This is a genomic window from Buttiauxella izardii (genome assembly GCF_003601925.1).
Lineage (GTDB): Bacteria > Pseudomonadota > Gammaproteobacteria > Enterobacterales > Enterobacteriaceae > Buttiauxella > Buttiauxella izardii.
The window spans coordinates 187,715-209,298 of record NZ_QZWH01000022.1; the positions used below are offsets into that span (position 1 = coordinate 187,715).

Genomic DNA, 21,584 nt, shown 5'->3' on the forward strand with positions numbered 1-21,584 from the left:
TTCGAGTTGCAGAAAGGCGACCAGACCATAAGTCCCCAGGAGCATAGATAACTATGTGACTGGGGCGCATGGGTGCAGTCAACGCATCTGCAACTTGAAGTATGACGGGTATTTACTCGTCTTCTAACGAATATGGCAGCCGCTCAATCACTAATTCGCTGCCGACATCATCACGAACACGCAGCACGCTGTCGGCTTCCAGATCGTTATTCATCACCACCTGCACCAGAACGCGACCATCATCAAGTTGGCTGGCCGCCAGCACGGTGCCGGTACGACGCCAGTTATCGCCCATCTTAAGTTCGAGATCTTCGCCCGCTTCCGGTAAGCGGCTGGCTTTGCCTGCCAGGAACCACAACGCACGTTTGTTAGCGCCACGGAACTTCGCACGAGCCACCATTTCCTGCCCGGTGTAACAGCCTTTTTTAAAGCTGATACCGCCGAGCGCCTGAATGTTGGTGGCTTGCGGAATAAACTGTGCGCTGTTTGGCGCATCAATCACCGGGATACCGGCTTCGATTTCCAGCGCCAGCCATTGTTGGCTATCGTTACGCTGGGCTTCGCCGTGTAATTTTTCAGCTAATGACTGTGCGGTTGCTTCATCAGTTACCAGCATGAAGCGCTCGGCTGGGAGGTTAAACCACAGAAGGGTGGTTGCGCCTTCCTGAACTACCGGGCTTTCTGCATCAGGCAAGGCGGTAAACACATTGGCCAACGCGGCGCGAGCCTGGAAACCGGCAACGCCCAGCAGCACGCTTTCGTCGTCTGGGGTGATGGTGACTTTGGAAAACACCGCGTATTTCTTCAGCTCAACAAGCTGCGCATCACGCAGATTACGGCGCTCAATCAGCGAATACCCTTCGCCGCGATGGAACAGCCGCAGGTTGCTCCACATTTTGCCTTTCGCGTCACAGTGGGCGCAAAGCGTGTGCTGGTTTGGTGTCAACTGCGCAACGTCAGCAGTGACCTGGCCTTGCAGGTAGGATTCTGCATCGTTGCCCGTCACGTTCGCCAAAGCCCAATCATCAAGAGTCATGAGTGTTAGCGGCAGGCGGGCTGCGGCTGTCGGCTGACGTGGCGGAAATGGAGTGAAAGCCATAAAAATGTCCCAGGTTATTGAGCAGAGATATTGGCTCAATGGTAAAAGAGCCATTCGGCAATGCAAGCAGTTTGATCATGCGAATTGTGCGCTTACGGCAATTCTCGCAAGGTGAATGCAACGACAACACGTTGCATTTATTTCTCTCGAGAAAGTGCGCAAACGGTAACATTCAGTTAATGCGTGCAATAAAAACACGTTACACTAAGATTTGTACCTTCTTTATCAGATAACCAGGAAAGAGCACATGGATATCAATAACAAAGCCCGAATTCATTGGGCGTGCCGCCGGGGAATGCGCGAGCTGGATATTTCGATTATGCCATTCTTCGAATATGAATATGACTCGTTAAGCCCTGAGGATAAACAATTGTTTGTTCGCCTGCTGGAAAGCGATGATCCAGACCTGTTCAATTGGTTGATGAATCATGGCAAACCGGCGGATACAGAGCTGCAACGGATGGTGACACTGATTCAGACACGGAATAAAGAACGTGGTCCTGTGGCAATCTGATCTTCGCGTCTCCTGGCGTGCACAATGGCTTTCACTCCTGGCTCACGGTCTGGTCGCACTGTTTGTGCTGCTGATGCCGTGGCCGATGAGCTACACGCTAATCTGGATGCTGCTGCTTTCGCTGGTTGTTTTTGACAGTGTACGCAGCCAGCGTCGCATTCATGCCTGTCAGGGCGAAATGAAAATCCTCACCGATTACCACCTGCGTTGGCAAAACCAGGAATGGGAAATCGTGGGTTCGCCCTGGGTGCTACGTAGCGGCATGATGCTGCGTTTACGCCGCGCCGGGCGCAAACGCTGCCAGCATTTATGGTTGTCTGCCGACAGCATGGATATTGGCGAATGGCGTGATTTGCGCCGCCTTATGCTGCAACAGCAGGCCAGCGGCAACGGGGAAGCGTAAGCGGTTATCAGGCAAACTTCTCGGCCATTTCTGCCAGAATTTGATCGCACCAGTTTTCGATTCGCTCATCGCTTAAATCGTATTGATTGGTTTCATCAAGCGCCAGGCCCACAAATAGTTGCCCGTCTGCAATCACCGGTTTCGGGCTGGTAAACTCATAGCCTTCCGTCGGCCAGTAGCCAATAAACTGAGCGCCGCGTGGAGCCAGTTTATCGTGCAGCATGCCGAGCGCATCGAGGAACCATTCGCCATAGCCAAGCTGATCGCCCATGCCATAAAGTGCGACGGGTTTGCCTTCAAGATTCAGATTATCCAGTTGATCCCAGACGGCTTCCCAGTCTTCCTGTATTTCGCCAAAATCCCAGGTGGGAATGCCGAGAATCAGCACATCGTACTGTTCCATCATGGCAGGTGAGTCGTCTTTCAGATTGTGCAGCGTCACCAGTTCCGGGCCAATAATGTCACGGATTTTTTCGGCAGCCATTTCGGTGTAACAAGTGCTGGAGCCATAAAAAAGGCCAATGTTCATCGCGTTAATAACTCTCTTAAAAACGTGCAGACTGGCAATTGTATCAGATCCCATTGTGCATCAGGCATAATGGACACAATTCGCCAAACGTGAGGCAAATAACCGAGGCAGTCATGGAACAAGATCAGGCCCGAATCGAACAATTTCTTGATGCGCTCTGGCTTGAGCGGAATCTGGCACAGAACACATTAGACTCCTACCGCCGGGATTTGAACATGGTGGCGCAGTGGCTTGAACGCCATGATTTAGATTTGCTGAATGTCCAAACGGGCGATTTACAGTCGCTGTTTGCTGAACGCCTGGAAGGCGGCTATAAAGCAACCAGTTCGGCACGCATGTTGAGTGCGATGCGCCGCTTGTTTCAGTATTTGTACCGCGAAAAACTCCGTGATGACGACCCGAGCGTGATGCTTTCATCGCCAAAATTACCGCAGCGATTACCGAAAGATTTAAGCGAAGCGCAGGTCGAACGGCTGTTACAGGCACCTTGTATCGACCAGCCCATCGAGTTGCGTGACAAAGCGATGCTCGAATTATTGTATGCTACCGGGCTACGTGTCTCGGAATTAGTCGGCTTAACGATGAGCGATGTGAGCCTGCGTCAGGGTGTGGTTCGCGTGATTGGTAAAGGCAACAAAGAACGCCTGGTGCCGATGGGCGAAGAGGCTGTTTATTGGGTAGAAAACTATCTTGAGCATGGTCGCCCGTGGCTGCTCAACGGCGTGTCGATTGATACCGTCTTCCCCAGTAATCGCGCCCAACAAATGACGCGCCAGACATTCTGGCATCGCATCAAACACTATGCGGTGCAGGCGGGAATCGACAGCGAAAAGCTCTCACCCCACGTGCTCAGGCATGCTTTTGCGACGCATTTACTGAACCATGGCGCAGATTTACGAGTCGTACAGATGTTGCTTGGGCATAGTGATTTGTCCACCACCCAAATTTATACGCATGTAGCGACTGAGCGGTTACGCCAGCTACATCAACAGCACCACCCACGCGCGTGAGTGGTAAAAGATAAAGGAATCATCATGAAAAAGCGTTTGTGGCTGCTCCCATTATTAGCGGCCTCTGTGTCCGGTTTTGTTCATGCTGACGACGCAGCAATCAAGCAGTCTCTTGCGAAGTTAGGTGTACAAAATGCCGAAATCCAGCCTGCGCCTGTGGCGGGCATGAAAACGGTGCTGACAGACAGTGGTGTTCTGTATGTCACTGAAGACGGTAAACATTTTATTCAGGGGCCGCTGTACGATGTGAGCGGTGCCCAGCCGGTTAACGTCACCAACAAACTGCTGGTGGGTAAACTGAGCGCGCTCGAAAAAGAGATGATTGTTTATAAAGCGCCGCAAGAAAAACACGTCATTACCGTGTTTACCGACATCACTTGCGGCTATTGCCACAAGCTGCACGAAGAGATGAAAGACTACAACGCGCTGGGGATTACCGTGCGTTATCTGGCCTTCCCGCGTCAGGGGCTGCAAAGCCAGACTGAAAGCGACATGAAAGCCATTTGGTGTGCGAAAGACCCGAAAAAAGCCTTTGATGCCGCGATGAAAGGTGAGGCTGTTACAGGCGGAACGTGCGACATGAATATCGCCAATCATTACAACCTGGGTGTGCAGTTTGGTATCCAGGGAACTCCGGCGATTGTGCTGAGCAACGGCACGGTTATTCCTGGTTACCAGGGGCCGAAAGAGATGAAACAAATGCTGGATGCGCACCAACAGCTTACGAATATTGGCGGGTAGTTGACGGGTGAAACTGCAAACACAACTTCGTCGCCGTACCGTTGATGATTCTGTCGTGCTGCCTCAGCAACTGCATCCACTTTTAAAACGTCTGTACGCCAGCCGTGGCGTCCGTGGCGAGCAAGATCTTGAACGTAGCGTGAAGGGAATGCTGTCCTGGCAGCAACTTAACGGCATGGATAAAGCCGTTGAATTGCTCCACAACGCTTTTCGTGAAGGCCTGCGCATTATCGTGGTTGGCGATTTTGATGCCGACGGCGCAACCAGCACCGCGCTAAGCGTGCTGGGGCTTCGCAGCCTCGGTTGCTCAAACGTCAGTTACCTTGTGCCGAATCGTTTTGAAGATGGCTACGGTTTAAGCCCGGAAGTGGTGGATCAGGCTCATGCGCGCGATGCGCAAATGATTTTGACCGTCGATAACGGCATCTCTTCCCATAGCGGCGTGGATCGTGCTCATGCGCTCGGCATTCCGGTGGTCGTCACTGACCACCACTTGCCGGGGCCAGAATTGCCTGCGGCAGACGCCATCATTAACCCGAATCTGGTTGATTGCGAGTTTCCGTCTAAGTCTCTTGCGGGCGTCGGCGTGGCGTTTTATTTGATGCTGGCGATGCGTGCACATTTACGTGATTGCGGCTGGTTTGAGCAGCAAGGTCTGGCGATTCCGAACATCGCAGAATTGCTGGATTTGGTCGCGTTAGGCACTGTCGCGGATGTGGTTCCCCTCGACACCAATAACCGTATTTTGACCTGGCAAGGCCTGAGCCGTATTCGTGCGGGGAAATGCCGTCCTGGCATTAAAGCGCTAATAGAAATCGCTAACCGTGAGCCGCAAAAACTGGCCGCTAGCGATTTAGGTTTTGCTTTAGGCCCACGCCTGAATGCGGCAGGTCGCCTGGATGATATGTCCGTTGGCGTGGCGTTGCTGCTGAGCGAAAACATCGGCGAAGCGCGCATGCTGGCCAATGAACTGGACGCGCTCAACCAGACGCGCAAAGAGATTGAGCAGGGGATGCAGGCCGAAGCGCTGACCCTCTGCCAGCAGCTTGAACACAGTAACGATGAATTGCCATATGGCCTGGCGATGTATCACCCTGAATGGCACCAGGGTGTAGTTGGTATCCTGGCATCTCGTATTAAAGAGCGCTTTAACCGCCCGGTTATTGCCTTTGCGCCTGCGGGCGATGGCACGCTGAAAGGTTCTGGCCGCTCGGTGCAGGGGTTGCATATGCGTGATGCACTCGAACGCCTCGATACCTTGCACCCTGGTTTGATGCTGAAGTTTGGTGGCCACGCGATGGCGGCAGGTTTGTCGCTGGAAGAAGCTAAATTTGACGAGTTCCGCCAGCGCTTTGGCGATTTGGTGGGCGAGTGGCTCGATCCCGCGCTGCTGCAAGGTGTGGTGTGGTCAGACGGTGCGATCACTGCGCAAGAAATGACGCTGGAAACTGCCGAGCTATTGCGTGATGCCGGGCCGTGGGGGCAGATGTTCCCGGAGCCGCTGTTCGACGGTAAATTCCGTTTGCTACAGCAACGGCTGGTGGGCGAGCGTCATCTGAAAGTGATGGTTGAGCCTATCGGCGGCGGCCCGCTTATCGACGGCATTGCTTTTAACGTCGACACTGCATGCTGGCCGGATAACGGCGTGCGTGAAGTGGAACTGGCCTTCAAGCTTGATGTAAACGAGTTTCGCGGCAACCGCAGCGTTCAGCTTTTAATCGACCATATCTGGCCGATATAGCCAACCAGAACTATAAAAAGCGGCGTAATTCCGGTAAACTTTCCGGTTTACGACCGCATTTTCGTCTTCTGTCATCAACATAAGATAATACAGACCATGTTTGAAATTAACCCGGTAAAAAACCGCATCCAGGACCTCACCGAGCGCAGCGACGTTCTTAGGGGGTATCTTTGACTACGATGCCAAGAAAGAGCGCCTGGAAGAAGTAAACGCAGAGCTGGAACAGCCTGATGTGTGGAATGAACCTGAACGCGCCCAAGCGTTAGGTAAAGAGCGTTCCGCATTAGAAGCCATTGTCGATACGCTAGACCAAATGACGCAAGGCCTGGAAGATGTTAACGGCCTGCTGGAACTGGCCGTCGAAGCCGACGACGAAGATACCTTCAACGAAACCATTGTTGAAATCGATCAGCTTGAAGCCAAACTGGCGCAGCTGGAATTCCGTCGCATGTTCTCCGGCGAGTACGATAGCGCTAATTGCTATATCGACATTCAGGCTGGTTCTGGCGGCACCGAAGCGCAAGACTGGGCCAGCATGTTGATGCGTATGTATCTGCGTTGGGCAGAAGCGCGCGGCTTCAAAACTGAAATTATCGAAGAATCTGAAGGTGAAGTTGCCGGTATCAAATCCGTCACGATTCGCATTGAGGGTGAATATGCCTTTGGCTGGTTGCGTACCGAAACTGGCGTACATCGCCTGGTGCGTAAGAGCCCGTTCGATTCCGGTGGCCGTCGCCATACCTCCTTTGGTTCCGCTTTCGTTTATCCAGAAGTGGATGACGACATTGATATCGAAATCAATCCAGCGGATCTGCGTATCGACGTATACCGTGCATCGGGCGCGGGTGGTCAGCACGTTAACCGTACAGAATCTGCGGTGCGTATTACCCACCTTCCGACCAATACCGTGACTCAGTGCCAGAACGACCGTTCGCAACATAAGAACAAAGATCAGGCGATGAAGCAGATGAAGGCGAAGTTATACGAGCTGGAAATGCAGAAGAAAAATGCTGAGAAGCAGTCGCTGGAAGACAATAAATCGGATATCGGCTGGGGCAGCCAGATTCGTTCTTACGTACTGGACGACTCCCGTATCAAAGACTTGCGTACTGGTGTAGAAACCCGTAACACGCAGGCGGTACTGGATGGCGATCTGGACAAATTTATCGAAGCAAGTTTGAAAGCAGGGTTATGAGGAACCAACATGTCTGAACAACAAGAGCAGGGCACCGAAGCGGTTGATCTTAACAATGAACTGAAAGCACGCCGTGAGAAGCTGGCTGGCCTGCGCGAGCAGGGCATTGCTTTCCCAAATGATTTCCGTCGCGATCATACCTCAGACCAACTGCACGCTGACTTCGACGCTAAAGAGAACGAAGAGCTGGAAGAACTGGGCATCGAAGTTGCCGTTGCGGGTCGTATGATGACTCGTCGCATCATGGGTAAAGCGTCTTTCGTGACCCTGCAAGATGTCGGTGGCCGCATTCAGCTTTATGTTGCGCGTGATGATTTGCCAGAAGGCACTTATAACGAGCAGTTCAAAAAATGGGACCTCGGCGACATCCTGGGCGCTCGCGGCAAGCTGTTCAAAACCAAAACCGGTGAGCTTTCCATTCACTGTACTGAACTGCGTCTGCTGACCAAAGCACTGCGCCCGCTGCCAGACAAGTTCCACGGTTTACAGGATCAAGAAGCGCGTTATCGCCAGCGTTACCTGGATCTGATCTCTAACGACGAATCCCGCAACACCTTTAAAATCCGTTCACAAATTATGGCTGGCGTCCGTCAGTTCATGGTTGCGCGTGGCTTTATGGAAGTTGAAACGCCAATGATGCAAGTCATCCCTGGCGGGGCGTCTGCGCGTCCGTTCATCACGCACCACAATGCGCTGGACATCGATATGTACCTGCGTATTGCGCCGGAACTGTATCTGAAGCGTCTGGTTGTCGGTGGTTTTGATCGCGTATTCGAAATCAACCGTAACTTCCGTAACGAAGGTATTTCTCCGCGTCACAACCCAGAGTTCACCATGATGGAACTCTATATGGCGTATGCGGATTACAAAGACCTGATCGAGTTGACCGAGTCCCTGTTCCGTACTCTGGCACATGACGTGTTGGGTACAGCACAAGTTCAGTATGGCGAAGAGGTGTTTGACTTCGACCAGCCATTCGCAAAACTGACCATGCGCGAAGCTATCAAAAAATACCGCCCGGAAACCGATATTGCGGATCTGGACGATATGGCGAAAGCGCTGGAAATCGCAGCGGCTATCGGCATCAAAGTTGAGAAGAGCTGGGGCCTGGGCCGCGTAGTGACCGAGATCTTCGAAGAAGTAGCAGAAAGCCATCTGATTCAGCCGACCTTCATCACTGAATACCCGGCAGAAGTTTCTCCACTGGCGCGTCGTAACGACGAAAACCCAGAAATCACTGACCGCTTCGAGTTCTTCATCGGTGGCCGTGAAATCGGTAACGGCTTCTCTGAGCTGAACGATGCAGAAGACCAGGCGCAGCGCTTTGCAGATCAGGCTTCTGCAAAAGACGCAGGCGACGACGAAGCGATGTTCTTCGACGAAGACTACGTGACTGCTCTGGAGCACGGCTTGCCGCCAACAGCGGGCCTGGGCATTGGTATCGACCGTATGGTTATGCTGTTCACCAACAGCCACACCATCCGCGACGTTATCCTGTTCCCGGCTCTGCGCCCGGTTAAGTAAGACGTTCTTGTTCCTCCCTTCGGGGAGGAACCCATTTTTTTAGTTAATTTATTCAGAGGATTGGTTTGCGCAAGGAAAGCACAGTCAGAAAATGGTCACTTAATGCCATCGTCCTGCTCCTGGGCCTGTTTCTCGTCGCTTGCTCATCGAACAAAGCGGGCACTTCTCAAGGTTCCTCGGGCAGCTACAGCGGCTCGGTTTATACCGTCAAACGTGGCGATACCCTTTCCAAAATTTCGCGCATGACTGGCTCAAGCGTCGGCGAACTGGCGCGGCTCAATGGCATTTCAGCCCCGTACACGCTGGAAATTGGGCAAAAAATCCGCGTGAAAAGCAGCTCAGGTTCTTCTTCATCGAAGAAAACCGCAGTAGCGAAAAATTCAAAATCACGAACCTCATCGACAAGCAGCGTTGCGAAAGTGGCAGCCCCACCGGTTGGATCAAAATGCTGGCGCTGGCCGACAACAGGCAAGGTCATTGTGCCGTTCTCCGATAGCGATGGCGGAAACAAAGGCATTGATATCGCAGGCAAACGCGGGCAACCGATTTACGCGTCCGCCGCAGGCACCGTGGTTTACGTCGGTAATCAGCTTCGTGGTTACGGCAACTTAGTGATGATCAAACATAACGAAGAGTACATCACCGCCTACGCGCACAACGAAACGACACTGGTGAACACCAGCCAGAAAGTCACTGCCGGGCAGAAAATTGCCACCATGGGCAGCAGCGGTTCAGACTCTGTGAATCTCCATTTCCAGATTCGCTATCGGGCAAACGCGATTGATCCACAGCGTTATTTACCGCCGATGGGCAGCAAACCTTCTTGCTAATAATTAAAAGCCAGAGCTAATCTGGCTTTTAATAAATCCCCTTCCACTTGATCTCTATCACGCATTACCCCCCTTTCCTGACTAATAATGCTAAACACTTCGATTCATAATATGAATGGTTAATATTTTGCAAAATAACAACTGAGTTATAACGAATATAACGAGGTTGATGCAATTATGATATTTACCAACCATTCAATGTTAATGGTGAGTAGCAAATAATGACAACACGTATCAATGCAGACCAAATAATAAATACCTTTATCAGGTATACAACAATTAACACCACTTCCGTTCCAGATAATCAACAATTACCGAGCTGTGAAAATCAGTACAAATTAGCGCAACTTGTCGCCAGTGAATTTGCTGATGTTAGTGATATTCAAGCCACGGTGAATGAGAACGCGATTACCGTTTTGAGCCTGCCGGCGAACTGCCCGGGCATGCCCGCGATTGTGTTTTTTGCGCACCTCGACACCGCGCCAGATAACGCGAATGACACGCATGCTGTTCGTGTCAAAAACTACGCGGGTACAGACATTGTGCTGCCTGCCACGGACGAAGTGATTGCCGTTGAGGCGTTCCCGGAACTGTTGAACTACGTCGGCCAGGATATCATCACCACCGATGGCACCAGCCTGTTGGGCGCTGACGACAAAGCCGCGATTGCCGCTGGCGTCGAGGCCATTTGCTATATGCTTGCGACACCAGACTTTAAGCATGGTGATATCAAACTGGTATTACTACCGGATGAAGAAATTGGTATTCGCGGAGCCAAAGCATTAAACGTAGCCGAATTAAATGCCGACTTTGGTATTTGCCTCGATTGTTGCGGTATCGGTGAATATGTGGTTGAAAACTGGTATGCAGGCAGCGCAAAAATGACCTTTAAGGGCGTGACTGCTCATCCAATGAGCGCCAAAGGCAAACTGGTTAATGCGTTATTAATCGCCAATGAAGTGATTAACGCATTACCTGAAGCCGAACGTCCTGAATTAACTGAAGGACGTGAAGGCTATTTCTGGGTAAATAAAATCACCGGGAATACCGTCAGCGCGTCGCTTGAAATTGCCCTACGCGATTTTGAAATTGACGGCTATCAGAATAGAAAAGCAACATTGCGTTCAATTACCGAACAGTTGCAAAAACGCTACGGTCACGAAAATATCACGCTGGAGTTGTCGGATACCTACGATAATGTCAAAGCGGGTCTGGATAAAAAACCGGAGATAATTGCCAGCGTGCAGCAAGCGATGCGCAATCTGGGAATCGAACCGAAGCCGTTAATTATGCGTGGCGGCTACGACGGCAGCGTGATCACTCCAGCCGGTTTACCTACCGTGAACATCTTTACCGGTGCTCATAATTTCCATTCAACCAAAGAGTTTCTGCCTGCGGAATCTCTGCGTCTGGCCAGTGAAATGCTGCTGGAAATCGTTGCTCTGAGCGCTCAAAAGGTGACTGCGTGAATAAGTGGATAATTGAGTTTGTTTTGTACGCCGTCTACATGGTATTTGGTGCGGCCTGGGCGACGACTGGCGCGGTAATGCCGCAAATCATGGCCGATTTTAATATCGACGTTTCACACGCGGCATTAATGTCGAACGTGATTTTGTGGGCCAAAATTCTGGGGGCTTTCTGCACGTCGATTTTGACCGCGCAACTTGGTGCTAAGAAGTCCTATCTTTTAGGTTGCGTGCTGACGGGGTTATCGATATTCATCCCGTGGACCAACAACTTCGACCTGCTGCTGGTGATTCGCTTTATGGGCGGCCTTGGCGGGGCAATTTGCCTGGTATCGCTGGTGCCAACCGTGGCGCGCTTCTTCGACAATAAAACCGCCTCTGCGCTGAACAGCCTGAACTGCACCTCTAATATCATCGGCACGATTATCGCGCTGACGTTAGCGGGCAGCCTGTCGATGTTCTTTGGCGGCTGGAGAAATCTGCTGGCGGTTTATGGCGTGATAACACTGGCGCTGGGCGCGGTGTGGCTTATCTTCTTTACCGATGAAGAAGTGGTTGCGGTCAAAACCAGTAATACAGAAAGTGCGGACAAAATGCGCGTCCTGAAAGATGCCGTATTTAACCGCGTGGTGTGGGGCATGATTGCCCAGTATACCGGTGCGATGATCATGATGATTTTCATGTTCACTTTCCTGCCGCTGTACTACGCGAAATACGCGCACCTGCCGCCAGAATCTCACGCTCATCTGAGCGGCACGGTAAACCAGGTGGGAATTATGCTGGGCGCCATTGCCGGTCCGTTCTGCAAAGCTCGCGGCTACCATTACAAAAACTGGCTGTTTAACACCAGCATCGTGATGGCGATTACCACTTTTATCATGTTGTTCGCCACCAACGATATTCTGATTTTGACTTGCTCGTTCCTGACCGGTTTCGTGTTTGCGACCTGGTTTGCCTTCATCTTCTCCATTCCAAAAGAGACGCTAAAAGGTGCCAATACCCAGACCGTGACCTACACCATGTCTACATTTTGGGTCTGCACATTTCTTATCGCGACGGTGAATAGCCAGTTGATTGGCTGGTCCATTGATATGACGGGCGGCTTCACAATGGGCTTTAGCTGGGTATTTGCGCTAATGGTTGTTTCCCCAATCGTGGCGCTGTTTGTGTTCCCGAAAAAAGCGCTGAGTCAGGCTTAAAAAAGAAGGGGAAACCATTTGGTTTCCCCTTTTCTCTAAAAACAATCGCTTAATAATCCATCACATAAACTCAAAAGACGCTTGCCAGCGAAAGCTGAACGTCTATAATGCCTACGCACTTCAAAGCGGGTGTAGTTCAATGGTAGAACGGCAGCTTCCCAAGCTGCATACGAGGGTTCGATTCCCTTCACCCGCTCCAAACTTCAAGCACTTTCAATCTATTCAAATTCAAACTCTTGCTTCAATGCTCTCAATCGGTGCCGGTTTACCAATCAAATAGCCCTGAACATAATCTATCCCCATGCGGAATAGGGTATGGCGAATCTCTTCGGTTTCAACAAACTCCGCCACCAACGTCATGTTCTTCATGCGCGCCAGCTCGCAAATCGACTGCACAATCTTGTAGTCCATCTCGCTGGAATTGATTTTGTGAATGAAGCTGCCGTCAATTTTGAGTATATCGGCACGCATATTTTTCAGGCGGGCATAGCTGGCATAACCGGTGCCAAAATCATCGATGGCAATTTTGCAGCCCAGGCGTTGCAAGGCATCAAGGGTTTTTTCTGCCTGTACATTGTTGGTCAGTTCATCTGTTTCTGTCACTTCCAGAACGATTTGCTCCGGCGCAATGCCATGCTGGATTAACAGTCTTTCAATGAGATTTGCCATATCTGAGCGGCAAATGGATGCTGGTGTCAGGTTGATTGCAAATCGTTGATTCGGCTGTGAATGACGAGTGTTATCCATAAACTTCATGGTGTTATTCAACACCCAGAGATCGATGCTGGAAGACATGCCAAACTCATGGGCCAGCGGCAGGAAGGTATCCGGGAAGATAATTTCGTCATTATTGCCACGCATTCTCAGTAACACTTCGTGATAGCGTTCGCCTTTTATGTTCTCAATAGGTTGAACCATCAAAATGAACCGGTTTAGTTCAAGCGCACGTTGAAGTTGATTCATCATATCAACTTTGGTTTTAACCTGATTCTGCACCTGGCGACTACTGTTTTTACGCATATCAATGGGTAAATTTGTGGTGAGTGAAATTTCAGCCAGCGTGCGCAACTCACCTATTAACAAATACAAATGTCCAACAGGATAATTAATGATGCAGTAGCTACAGCCAATCTGAGGATAAATTTTCACCCCATCACGGATAAAACGGAATTTTTTAGCTTTATTATAAAGCTCATTGATTCGCTTTTCCGCATTCAGCGGGGACATGCGCACAATTAAGTCATGGCCTGAGCTAATATAAATAAGCTCATCGTCCTGTAGAACGGGGTTTAAAAATTGAGCCAGTTGCTGTTTGTATTGCACCTGCATCTGCAAGCCATAATGGCGACCCAATAATTCGAGATCTGGCATATAGAGCTGACACAAAATGGATATAGTGTTGGTTTTTAAATCGGTACCCAGAGCCAGCAAGTTAGGTAAATGAACCAGAGGATCAATACTCATCAATCGTTTGGTTTTAAGGTTCAATGCTCTCTGGCGAGAGATGTTTATAGCCATTAAGGTAATGGTTATCGAAAATGCAGAGAAGCAAGATGTTGCTATCGCAAGATGGAGTTTGTAATCAACACCGCTGGGAATATAACTCTGATATTTAATGCATAATACGATAACTATTACCCACCATACGAGCGAGATCGCAGCGTGCCCCAGGCGCAGTGTTCCCCAGATCATTACTGGCAGCAGCAATGTCAGTGTGTAGACGGAGTTCATTAGCGTGAATGTGTGGTTTTCAGGGTAAACCATCAGCGCAGTCAGCAGGATAAGTGCCGCGAATAAACAGATAAGCTCTACCGTACTTAAGTCATCAGCAACCTGATCGCGTATTTTTTTAACGTATTTGATCAAATAAGTGGGCGTTCTAAACGAGCGGATAACCAGATAAAGCATGGGTAATCCGATCATATTCCCCACAAGCATGGCGTGATAGTTAATTAATGTACGTGTCGACAGCGGGTTAACGTACATCATCTTGTCATACCCCCCAAATAACCCCAGGTAAAGCACCGCCTGGAAATAATTTAAGAATAGGGTGGTGTTAATAAATACAAGCCAAAATATACGCTGCCAGGTCAAGTTAAAACGCCCGAAACTGGCCAGTCCTCTTTTCCCAGTAAAGTAGTAATAACCGGCACAACTGATCACGATTGACGTAAAGTAGTGCACAATCGACATCAGGGCAGGTTCAAATCCGCGATCCGGATAGACCCGATAAAATACACACAGAACGATTCCCGGAATGGCCTTAATACCATAAATCATGGTAAGTACGGTCATTAGAGCCATATTTAAATAAATTAATGGAATTTCAAAGCCATCAACATCGCCATATGTACTCAGGCGCTGAGTAATGGGATAAAGCACGAAGGGCAGAATCAGTGGGAGCACCCACCATTTATCTTTGTATTTGTTATAAAGCGAAGAAATTTGCATCATCAATGTCAGCTTTTATTCACAAATTCCAGTTACTGGAATGATTACAAGCATCCATTGCTTAAGAATGAGTATTTTTCATACTCTGCTATCGTTACTTTTTATACAATTCAGTTCGCGAATTGTTGTCAGGTGGGTAATATCATTTCTTTTTCATCATAAAATATCACATTGTTTTTACTTCGTTTTTTAATGTAGTACATAGCGGTATCTGCTTTTTTCAACAGGGTTGCCACTTCCTGTCCGTGCTCCGGAAAAATAGAAATTCCTATACTTGCCGATAAGTAATCTATCCTGGTCGCTGATAGCTCGTAGTTACCAGAAACTTGAGAGAGTATTTTTTGCGCAAGCTGTATAACCGCTTCTTTTTCTCTTTGGCTCACCACGATGATAAATTCATCGCCACCGATTCTTGCTACAAAACCTTCATCACCAACAACATCTCTGAGTGTTTGCGAAATTTTGATCAATAATTCATCGCCGATGGCATGACCCCAGACATCATTCACACGTTTGAATCCATCGAGATCAAGAAACAAAATGTGCAGCGGCTCTATCAGGTTCCCCATTTGCATTTCCAAATGTTTTTGTAGATAAAAGCGATTCGGTAACTGGGTCAGGGAATCGTGCTGGGTCATTTTCTGTAACTGCAAATTCTTGGCAATTAACTCTCGCTTGAGAAGTTCATTACTTAAATGTTCTTTAAAATTAACAAACCAAATGAATATAGATATCGTAATGACCAGCACGACAAGCACGACGAGTATCATCGCGATGGTATTCTCAATATGATCGTCAGGATTCATAGACATGGACGCTGTAGCGATGGAGTCCATATTGACATCACAGGTGCCCAGAAAATGCATTACCGCGACACCTGTACACAAAGCAAGAGTTGCACCGAGTCGATAGAAATTTGCATAACTATCATTTTTACTCGACATCACTAACATCATATGAGTTAAGCGCAACATAATTAACGAAGTGACAAAAATAACTATCAACGACAGGGCAACATTAATATTGCCAATATGCATGCTACCTGGATTCATGACAGCCATCATGCCCAGATAATGCATGGATGCCGCAGTCGTAGAAAATAGTAATGCAGGAAGAAGGTAATGTTTTCTGCGTAATTTTCTGAATAAAAAACAGCCAAAACCCAGTGTGCAACCCGTCATGGCGAGTATGAGAGAGGCCAGTGTTTTGTGAAGGTTATAATTAATTACGTGGCTATGATGATGCGCCTGCATCACCATATAGTGTAAAACCCAAATGCCACAACCCATTATAGGGCCGCTTAATAAAGGCCAGCAGTAATGTTTTTTACGAGCACCCGCTTTACATAGCCAAAAAGAGACATAAAAAGCCAGGCACGCAATAATGACAGCGAGCAGGACTAACGAAACATCATAATTAAATAACATTTTTAACTTAAAATTTACTCTGGGTAGGCATACATGTTTATTATAATCTGAAATTGCCGTTGGATAATATCGATGTGTTTATAATCTTCAAGATATTTTTATTATTTGAGGGAATAAAAGACAACCCATTGGTGAGTTGTCTTTTTTGCACTCAAGAAATCAGGCTGTAATTTTTCAGTCGGGTTCTATTTCCTGTTCTTTTTTGGATAAGTTATTTTTCTCCAGTACCAGGCATATTTCATCTATCGGCAAAGGACGCCAAAACAAAAAGCCTTGAGCCAGTTCAATTCCTGCCGACTGCACCAGCGCCATTTCCTGTTCTGTTTCAACACCTTCAATGAGAATCTGGCGCAACTCATCTTCCGTTTCGACACCTTCAATCACAACATGGCATTGGGTGGTATGGCATAACTTTGTGACTTGTCTGAGGAACTGTAATCCTCCTTTTTTACCCAACCCTTGAACCAAAGAGCGATCGAGCTTGATTTTGTCGAGTGGGTAGCGAGTCAAATAGTTGAGCGTAGAGTAGCCCGCACCAAAATCATCAAGAGCAATTTTAATCCCGCGCAGTTTCAATTGAGCAAGGATATCGGCCACCTGTTCCGGCGCATTCACCGCCTGCGACTCGGTAATTTCAATTTCAAGATCCCAGCCAGCAGGCAAAGGCTCGCTTAAAATACGCGAAATAACATTAAATAATCGCTTGTCTACCAACGTCTGTGGTGACACGTTGACGGATAGCGTCATCCCGGTGTAATGGCTTAAATGCTGGCGAAGATAACTGACCGCCTGTTCCATCACCCAAAAATCAATATCTGCCATGGCATTCAGGCGGTCGTAATATTGTAAAAACGTCGGCGGCGAAATTTTTCCATTATTACTTCTGTGGCGAATCAGCGCTTCCATCCCAATAATACGCCGGTCTGAAAGCCGCACCTGAGGCTGGAAATAGAGAATGAAGTTCCCGCTAGATTGCAGTTGATGCACATGATCAAGCGCCTCCATATACTCTTTTTCTTCCTTGAGTTTACGATGGTTAGGCATCAACTCAAGGTTGGTCGGCGGCAAGAATAAATGCTGCTGCGGATTGTTTTTGGTACTGATTTTCCAGCGTTGCAGGAAGGGGGCATAAATCAGCATTCCTACCGCAATAATCATTAGATTCAGAATGATGGCGGCAATTGAGCCATTGGTCCCTATCCATGTGCTGATTATCGGCGGCACGCTCCAGTTTACGGCGACTGAAATCGCTGGCACCAGATGCCAGGCGGTCGCTGTATAAGCAATGATGTATGAAACCATCGGCACCAGAATAAACGGGATGATCAGCACCGGGTTCATCACAATCGGCAGGCCAAAAATCAGCGGTTCGTTGATATTAAAAATGGCCAGCGGTAGCGACGGGCCGATGATATGGCGGTGAGAACTATCCCGGGTGAAGATAATGCACAGCAACATACTCAGCGTGCTTCCCGTGCCGCCGATAGTGCACCAGATGTTGTAAAACTCAGGGCTTAGAATATTCAGATCTGCGTGCCCGGCCTGCCACGCCAAAATGTTCGCCTGAGCTTCAGCAAGAAAGTTGGCATCAATATCGGAAAACAAAAAATAGCCGTGTAAACCGAAAAACCAGGGAATACATCGCAGCACGATATAGAGCAGGCCGGTGGAAAAGGTGGTGGGGTAGCTGTGTTGTAAGGCGTTTTCGATATAGCCCGGCACCAGTGAAAACAGGTGATGCGCCAGAAAGCTGATAACGAAAGTGCAAAATGAAATAATTAAAATGGAGAAAAAGAACAAGACCGTATTTTTTATATTTTTTGTCTGCGCCCCGAGTTGCTTGTCAACCTGAGCAATAAACCTGTCTAAAAAATAATTAACGATAATCCCGGAGAAAAGTGCGATTGGAATGGAGATATCGAGAAAGAACAGTCGGTCATCACTGATTGCGCGGCTTATAAATAGCAGACTACATATATTGACGGTAAGGAAGTGAGTAACGGAACGCCGATTCCGAATTGCCCAATGTAATGCCATAAATGCATTCATCAGGATTGGCATGAAATCCATAAGCGTTTGTTGTAATTGATCCAACCAACTGGCAAAAGCGTGCCATCCCACATAACCAGATATTACAGAGCAGACCAGCAGCAGGGCGCGAATAATGGCAAAGGGAACAATAGCTAGCGAACTGGCGACTATAGATTTAACGATATTGTTGTTAAACAGCAATGCCTTACTGGTGTTCAATTGATAAATAAAATTGTTATGAAACCACACACGTACCATTGTTAAAACCACCGTTTGGTTATGATTTTTTAGGGGTAAATGATTGCAGGATTAAATTTTCTAGGCGCTTTAGAAAGACATGTCATCTAATAATTAGCTAAACACTTTAATATTTCTTCTTAATTACAATGCTCATGATTCATCAGTTCGGATAATGGAAGTAAAGAGAAAATATAGGGTTCAGATGTCTGGATGTCAGCGGCATAAACTCAGCGTTTAATGTATGAAATATAAACATAGATCGGTATTGACGATCAATAGCTAATAATTAATAGGTGCAATTGATAGGTCTGGGTGATCAATTCATAAGAGACAGATCGGTGTAATCTATTGTGATGTTATTATTTATGAGTGGCAAGGTTATTATTATGTACAAAGTATTTCATATTATTAGCCGAGCTAATCTGGTCTGAACAGTATATTCATCAGGTGTTTTTAGATCTAAAGAGTGTTATGAGGTGAAAAGTGAAATTGATAGCATTTTTGCCGGGGAAGGGAAGCTTAAGTAAATTATCCTTAAGCTTTATCTTGGTGTGGTCTTTAAACGAAAATCACTCGTCTTCGGGAAGCTGGTATTTTTGGCAATAAAGGTATGGGACACCTTCCCGGGTGATGAGATTGGCATCTTTGTTCAGCGCAAAAATATCTATATCGGTCACGCCTGAGTTCTTCAAATAAAAGTCAGGAAGGAATTGCTTGAGCACATCTGGCGGCACGGTTTCCCGGTTTGAGATAACAATTTGCCGGGATATCCACACCGGACTCAGGCCGTAATCGGTATGGGTAAAGAGGATAGTGCGCTGGACGGTGTAATCTTCCTGCGGATTGGCGTCAATGATGCCGTTAATGTGCGCGATGCCTTTACCTTCTCCGGATTTAAAATCGACAATCCCGCGAAACGACGCGTTATCTCTGACTATCTGTAATGTCGCCCGGCAAACCAGATTATGGGGATTCTCGTTTTCTGCGGGCAGATAAAGGGATATAGCCAGGCTTGCAAGAATGGCGACACAGGCCAAAAAGATGACGCGTGTCTGCATTCTCAAAGCGGTAATCGCTGCGAGTATCTTCATTAACTATCGTACCGGGGATAATAGACGGACTGACAAGAGTTATCATGTGACAACTCCATGCGCGTAGTGCACAGGATTATCGAGATGTTCTTTGTTTCAGGATAAGCGGTGATATAAAGGTATTTATCGTTGCTACACATCTCGGGATGTTTCTTGATGAAGTCATCATGGCGAGTATGATCGCTGGCATCATCATTTAAAAAATAGTGGCATTGGCCGGCATATTGCTTGGCGGCAACATAGCCTGAAAAATATTGTTCGTTTTTCATTCGTGGATAAAGAAGTACACCGACAATAAATAGGGTCACTATAATAATGAGCGCTTCTGCCGGGGTTAATAGTGAACGCTTTATCTTGCTAACGATTATGGGCGATATTTCTTCAGGGATTTCTAACGGCAAGGTAGCCGGTTCGGCCTCAATAACGTTATCACGCTTTTTTTCTATGGTTATTTCTTGTTGAATGACTAACCCTTTGCGCGGAATGGTGGTGATAATTTGCTTATCCACATTCATTTGCAGGAACGACTTTCGCAAAGAGAGAATACTTTGGTAAAAAGCATTAAAACTAACTTGCCTGTGGCTTTCCCCCCACGCAAAAGCGAGCAATTCATTCTGCGTGACGATCTCGCCATGATTTCTGAGCAATAACAACAGACACAGTGAGGCGGTCGGCTTGAGTTTTATCTGTTCATGACTTTCAACATGCACAAGGCTCTGCTTCTCAGGAAGAAATAATATTTTATTTTCAATGAGATAACATAAATTATCTGCTTCAGACATGTTGCCAGTACTCTCGTTAACTCAGGCAGGTTTTTGACGTATCCATTATAAGCATAACGGGGGAGGGATGAACCTGTGTTTTAGCGGCTTTACTCACTTTTCACCGTCTCTTTCTGTGAATACAAATTGTATAACAAATAAATCACTCTTTTAAAACATGAAAAACACAGCAAAAACAATGATATACATATTTTAGATGATTCTTTTTTCATGACAAAGAGAAAGATCCCGCCAGAAAGATTAAAAAAATGACGTCAATGTCCATTAATAAATATAATCGCTGACGCAGCAGTATGAGATTGCGATTTCTCAACTGTGTAATTTTTTTCCAGCACCATTTAATACCTGAGTATTTCAGTCGCCTTTACTCACTATCTAATTTTGAAGCGAGTAATACAGGGCGTTACTTATTATAAATATAATAATATTATCGCGTTATTAATTTCCATTTTTTACATTAATGGTGTGTTTCTTTTCAAGCCACCATTTTACAATCCTGGCAACTTAGGCTTATCAAGCACAGGTTTGTCGTTATGTCCTATATTGATATACACAACTAGCCATGAGTTATCATTGTCTTAGGGCGGTCTCCTTTGCATTGTTGCAGGAGATAAACTCAATCCATAACACGAGTAAGAGAAGCTGATGTTGACTGCTAATTTTGATGAATCCGTAATGCTCATCGGAGACGAGATAAAAAAATCTGAGAACGCCTATTTCTCATTAAGAAAAAAACGTCAGCGCATCGAAATGAGAAGAGATGGCAACATATTTTACCTTGAGAAAGGTTCCATCTCTGTATACCGGGTCGAAAACGATCTGGTCACAGTTAGCTTCACGGCTCCGGCAATTCTTGGCCTGGCACAAATGCGTAATGATGTGATGTCTCATTATCTGCGTTGTGATACCGACTGCGAAATGTGGGTAATGAATGCCACCAATGCTAATGAAATGCTTACCCGAAAAAACCTGTGGATGCACGCATTTGATATTTTAACCAATCATCTGCAACGTTATTTCCAGCGTGAAAATTTGCGTTCTCACAAAACGATTCGTGAAATCGTGATTGAGCATGTGAAACACATTTGGTCGCTTGAGCCGGACGTTCGTGAAAAAACATCGGTATATACATTTATCTTAAGTAGAAACCATATTTCACGTAGTGCTATTCATAAGGTTTTGCAGGAGTTAGTCAACGAAGAGAAGTTGACGTTAAATCGTGGGAAGTTAGCTACGTTGAATTTGTAGGCTACCTATTTGACTCATTCTGTCGGTTGACGCTGCACTTAACCGACCTACGAAAACATCCCA

General features: G+C 47.4%; 18 protein-coding genes and 1 tRNA gene. 12 read left to right on the forward strand and 7 right to left on the reverse strand.

Going from position 1 to position 21,584, the window contains the following annotated elements; genetic code table 11:
- Positions 1–112: 112 nt before the first annotated feature.
- Positions 113–1,099: a tRNA-modifying protein YgfZ gene (ygfZ, locus tag D6029_RS11640; protein ID WP_120064911.1), complete on the reverse strand. Its 987-nt coding sequence runs from the start codon at positions 1,097–1,099 to the stop codon at positions 113–115.
- 247 nt (positions 1,100–1,346) lie between these two features.
- Between ygfZ and sdhE the strand changes: the two genes are divergently transcribed.
- Entirely contained in the window at positions 1,347–1,613 is a 267-nt protein-coding gene (gene sdhE, locus D6029_RS11645; protein WP_120064912.1) for an FAD assembly factor SdhE, read from the forward strand.
- Positions 1,594–2,016, forward strand: coding sequence for a protein YgfX (locus tag D6029_RS11650; protein WP_120064913.1), 423 nt, complete (start codon positions 1,594–1,596; stop codon positions 2,014–2,016). The genes sdhE and D6029_RS11650 overlap by 20 nt, the downstream gene beginning before the upstream one ends.
- A gap of 7 nt (positions 2,017–2,023) precedes the next feature.
- Here the strand turns inward: D6029_RS11650 and fldB are convergent, their stop codons facing one another.
- Complete coding sequence (gene fldB / locus D6029_RS11655) at positions 2,024–2,545, reverse strand: flavodoxin FldB (RefSeq protein WP_120064914.1); 522 nt, start codon at positions 2,543–2,545, stop codon at positions 2,024–2,026.
- Between the two features lie 113 nt (positions 2,546–2,658).
- Here fldB and xerD point away from each other — a divergent pair, with 113 nt between their 5' ends.
- The 9 genes from xerD to D6029_RS11700 all read left to right on the forward strand — a co-directional run bounded on the left by xerD (position 2,659) and on the right by D6029_RS11700 (position 12,450).
- On the forward strand, positions 2,659–3,555 hold the full coding sequence (gene xerD, locus D6029_RS11660; RefSeq protein ID WP_120064915.1) for a site-specific tyrosine recombinase XerD: 897 nt from the start codon (positions 2,659–2,661) through the stop codon (positions 3,553–3,555).
- Positions 3,556–3,579: 24 nt separating this feature from the next.
- Positions 3,580–4,296, forward strand: a complete 717-nt coding sequence (gene dsbC / locus D6029_RS11665; RefSeq protein ID WP_120064916.1) for a bifunctional protein-disulfide isomerase/oxidoreductase DsbC — start codon at positions 3,580–3,582, stop codon at positions 4,294–4,296.
- A gap of 7 nt (positions 4,297–4,303) precedes the next feature.
- Positions 4,304–6,037 (forward strand): single-stranded-DNA-specific exonuclease RecJ, encoded by a 1,734-nt coding sequence (gene recJ / locus D6029_RS11670; RefSeq protein ID WP_120064917.1) that lies wholly within the window; start codon positions 4,304–4,306, stop codon positions 6,035–6,037.
- Between the two features lie 96 nt (positions 6,038–6,133).
- Positions 6,134–7,232 (forward strand): peptide chain release factor 2 gene (prfB, locus tag D6029_RS11675; RefSeq protein ID WP_120064918.1). Its coding sequence is split into 2 segments (ribosomal slippage): positions 6,134–6,208 and positions 6,210–7,232, totalling 1,098 coding nucleotides; the frame shifts between segments, so codons are not numbered across the junction.
- Between the two features lie 9 nt (positions 7,233–7,241).
- Entirely contained in the window at positions 7,242–8,756 is a 1,515-nt protein-coding gene (lysS, locus tag D6029_RS11680) for a lysine--tRNA ligase (protein WP_120064919.1), read from the forward strand.
- 65 nt (positions 8,757–8,821) lie between these two features.
- Positions 8,822–9,586 (forward strand): amidase activator ActS, encoded by a 765-nt coding sequence (gene actS, locus D6029_RS11685; RefSeq protein ID WP_120064920.1) that lies wholly within the window; start codon positions 8,822–8,824, stop codon positions 9,584–9,586.
- A 221-nt stretch (positions 9,587–9,807) separates the two neighbouring features.
- Complete coding sequence (gene pepT / locus D6029_RS11690) at positions 9,808–11,055, forward strand: peptidase T (protein WP_120064921.1); 1,248 nt, start codon at positions 9,808–9,810, stop codon at positions 11,053–11,055.
- Entirely contained in the window at positions 11,052–12,251 is a 1,200-nt protein-coding gene (locus D6029_RS11695; protein WP_120064922.1) for an MFS transporter, read from the forward strand. Before pepT ends, D6029_RS11695 begins: the two co-directional genes overlap by 4 nt.
- Positions 12,252–12,376: 125 nt before the next feature.
- Positions 12,377–12,450: transfer RNA gene (locus D6029_RS11700), tRNA-Gly, on the forward strand.
- Between the two features lie 29 nt (positions 12,451–12,479).
- Here D6029_RS11700 and D6029_RS11705 read toward each other — a convergent pair.
- From D6029_RS11705 to D6029_RS11725, 5 genes are all read right to left on the reverse strand, one after another.
- The gene (locus tag D6029_RS11705; protein ID WP_120064923.1) at positions 12,480–14,705 is read right to left on the reverse strand and encodes an EAL domain-containing protein; all 2,226 of its coding nucleotides are present in this window, start codon (positions 14,703–14,705) and stop codon (positions 12,480–12,482) included.
- A gap of 125 nt (positions 14,706–14,830) precedes the next feature.
- Entirely contained in the window at positions 14,831–16,129 is a 1,299-nt protein-coding gene (locus D6029_RS11710; protein ID WP_120064924.1) for a sensor domain-containing diguanylate cyclase, read from the reverse strand.
- Positions 16,130–16,303: 174 nt separating this feature from the next.
- Positions 16,304–18,430 (reverse strand): EAL domain-containing protein, encoded by a 2,127-nt coding sequence (locus D6029_RS11715; protein ID WP_147365232.1) that lies wholly within the window; start codon positions 18,428–18,430, stop codon positions 16,304–16,306.
- 539 nt (positions 18,431–18,969) lie between these two features.
- Complete coding sequence (locus D6029_RS11720; RefSeq protein WP_120064926.1) at positions 18,970–19,491, reverse strand: hypothetical protein; 522 nt, start codon at positions 19,489–19,491, stop codon at positions 18,970–18,972.
- Positions 19,491–20,273, reverse strand: coding sequence for a winged helix-turn-helix domain-containing protein (locus D6029_RS11725; RefSeq protein ID WP_120064927.1), 783 nt, complete (start codon positions 20,271–20,273; stop codon positions 19,491–19,493). Before D6029_RS11725 ends, D6029_RS11720 begins: the two co-directional genes overlap by 1 nt.
- 645 nt (positions 20,274–20,918) lie before the next feature.
- On the opposite strand from D6029_RS11725, the gene D6029_RS11730 reads away from it, so the two are divergent.
- Complete coding sequence (locus D6029_RS11730; RefSeq protein ID WP_120064928.1) at positions 20,919–21,521, forward strand: helix-turn-helix domain-containing protein; 603 nt, start codon at positions 20,919–20,921, stop codon at positions 21,519–21,521.
- Positions 21,522–21,584: the final 63 nt, after the last annotated feature.

Bases quoted from the DNA above. Each gene is read 5' to 3' on its own strand.
- ygfZ (WP_120064911.1), bottom strand. From the start codon at position 1,099: ATGGCTTTCACTCCATTTCCGCCACGTCAGCCGACAGCCGCAGCCCGC.
- sdhE (WP_120064912.1), top strand. From the start codon at position 1,347: ATGGATATCAATAACAAAGCCCGAATTCATTGGGCGTGCCGCCGGGGA.
- fldB (WP_120064914.1), bottom strand. From the start codon at position 2,545: ATGAACATTGGCCTTTTTTATGGCTCCAGCACTTGTTACACCGAAATG.
- xerD (WP_120064915.1), top strand. From the start codon at position 2,659: ATGGAACAAGATCAGGCCCGAATCGAACAATTTCTTGATGCGCTCTGG.
- dsbC (WP_120064916.1), top strand. From the start codon at position 3,580: ATGAAAAAGCGTTTGTGGCTGCTCCCATTATTAGCGGCCTCTGTGTCC.
- lysS (WP_120064919.1), top strand. From the start codon at position 7,242: ATGTCTGAACAACAAGAGCAGGGCACCGAAGCGGTTGATCTTAACAAT.
- pepT (WP_120064921.1), top strand. From the start codon at position 9,808: ATGACAACACGTATCAATGCAGACCAAATAATAAATACCTTTATCAGG.
- D6029_RS11705 (WP_120064923.1), bottom strand. From the start codon at position 14,705: ATGATGCAAATTTCTTCGCTTTATAACAAATACAAAGATAAATGGTGG.
- D6029_RS11710 (WP_120064924.1), bottom strand. From the start codon at position 16,129: ATGTTATTTAATTATGATGTTTCGTTAGTCCTGCTCGCTGTCATTATT.
- D6029_RS11720 (WP_120064926.1), bottom strand. From the start codon at position 19,491: ATGAAGATACTCGCAGCGATTACCGCTTTGAGAATGCAGACACGCGTC.
- D6029_RS11725 (WP_120064927.1), bottom strand. From the start codon at position 20,273: ATGTCTGAAGCAGATAATTTATGTTATCTCATTGAAAATAAAATATTA.
- D6029_RS11730 (WP_120064928.1), top strand. From the start codon at position 20,919: ATGTTGACTGCTAATTTTGATGAATCCGTAATGCTCATCGGAGACGAG.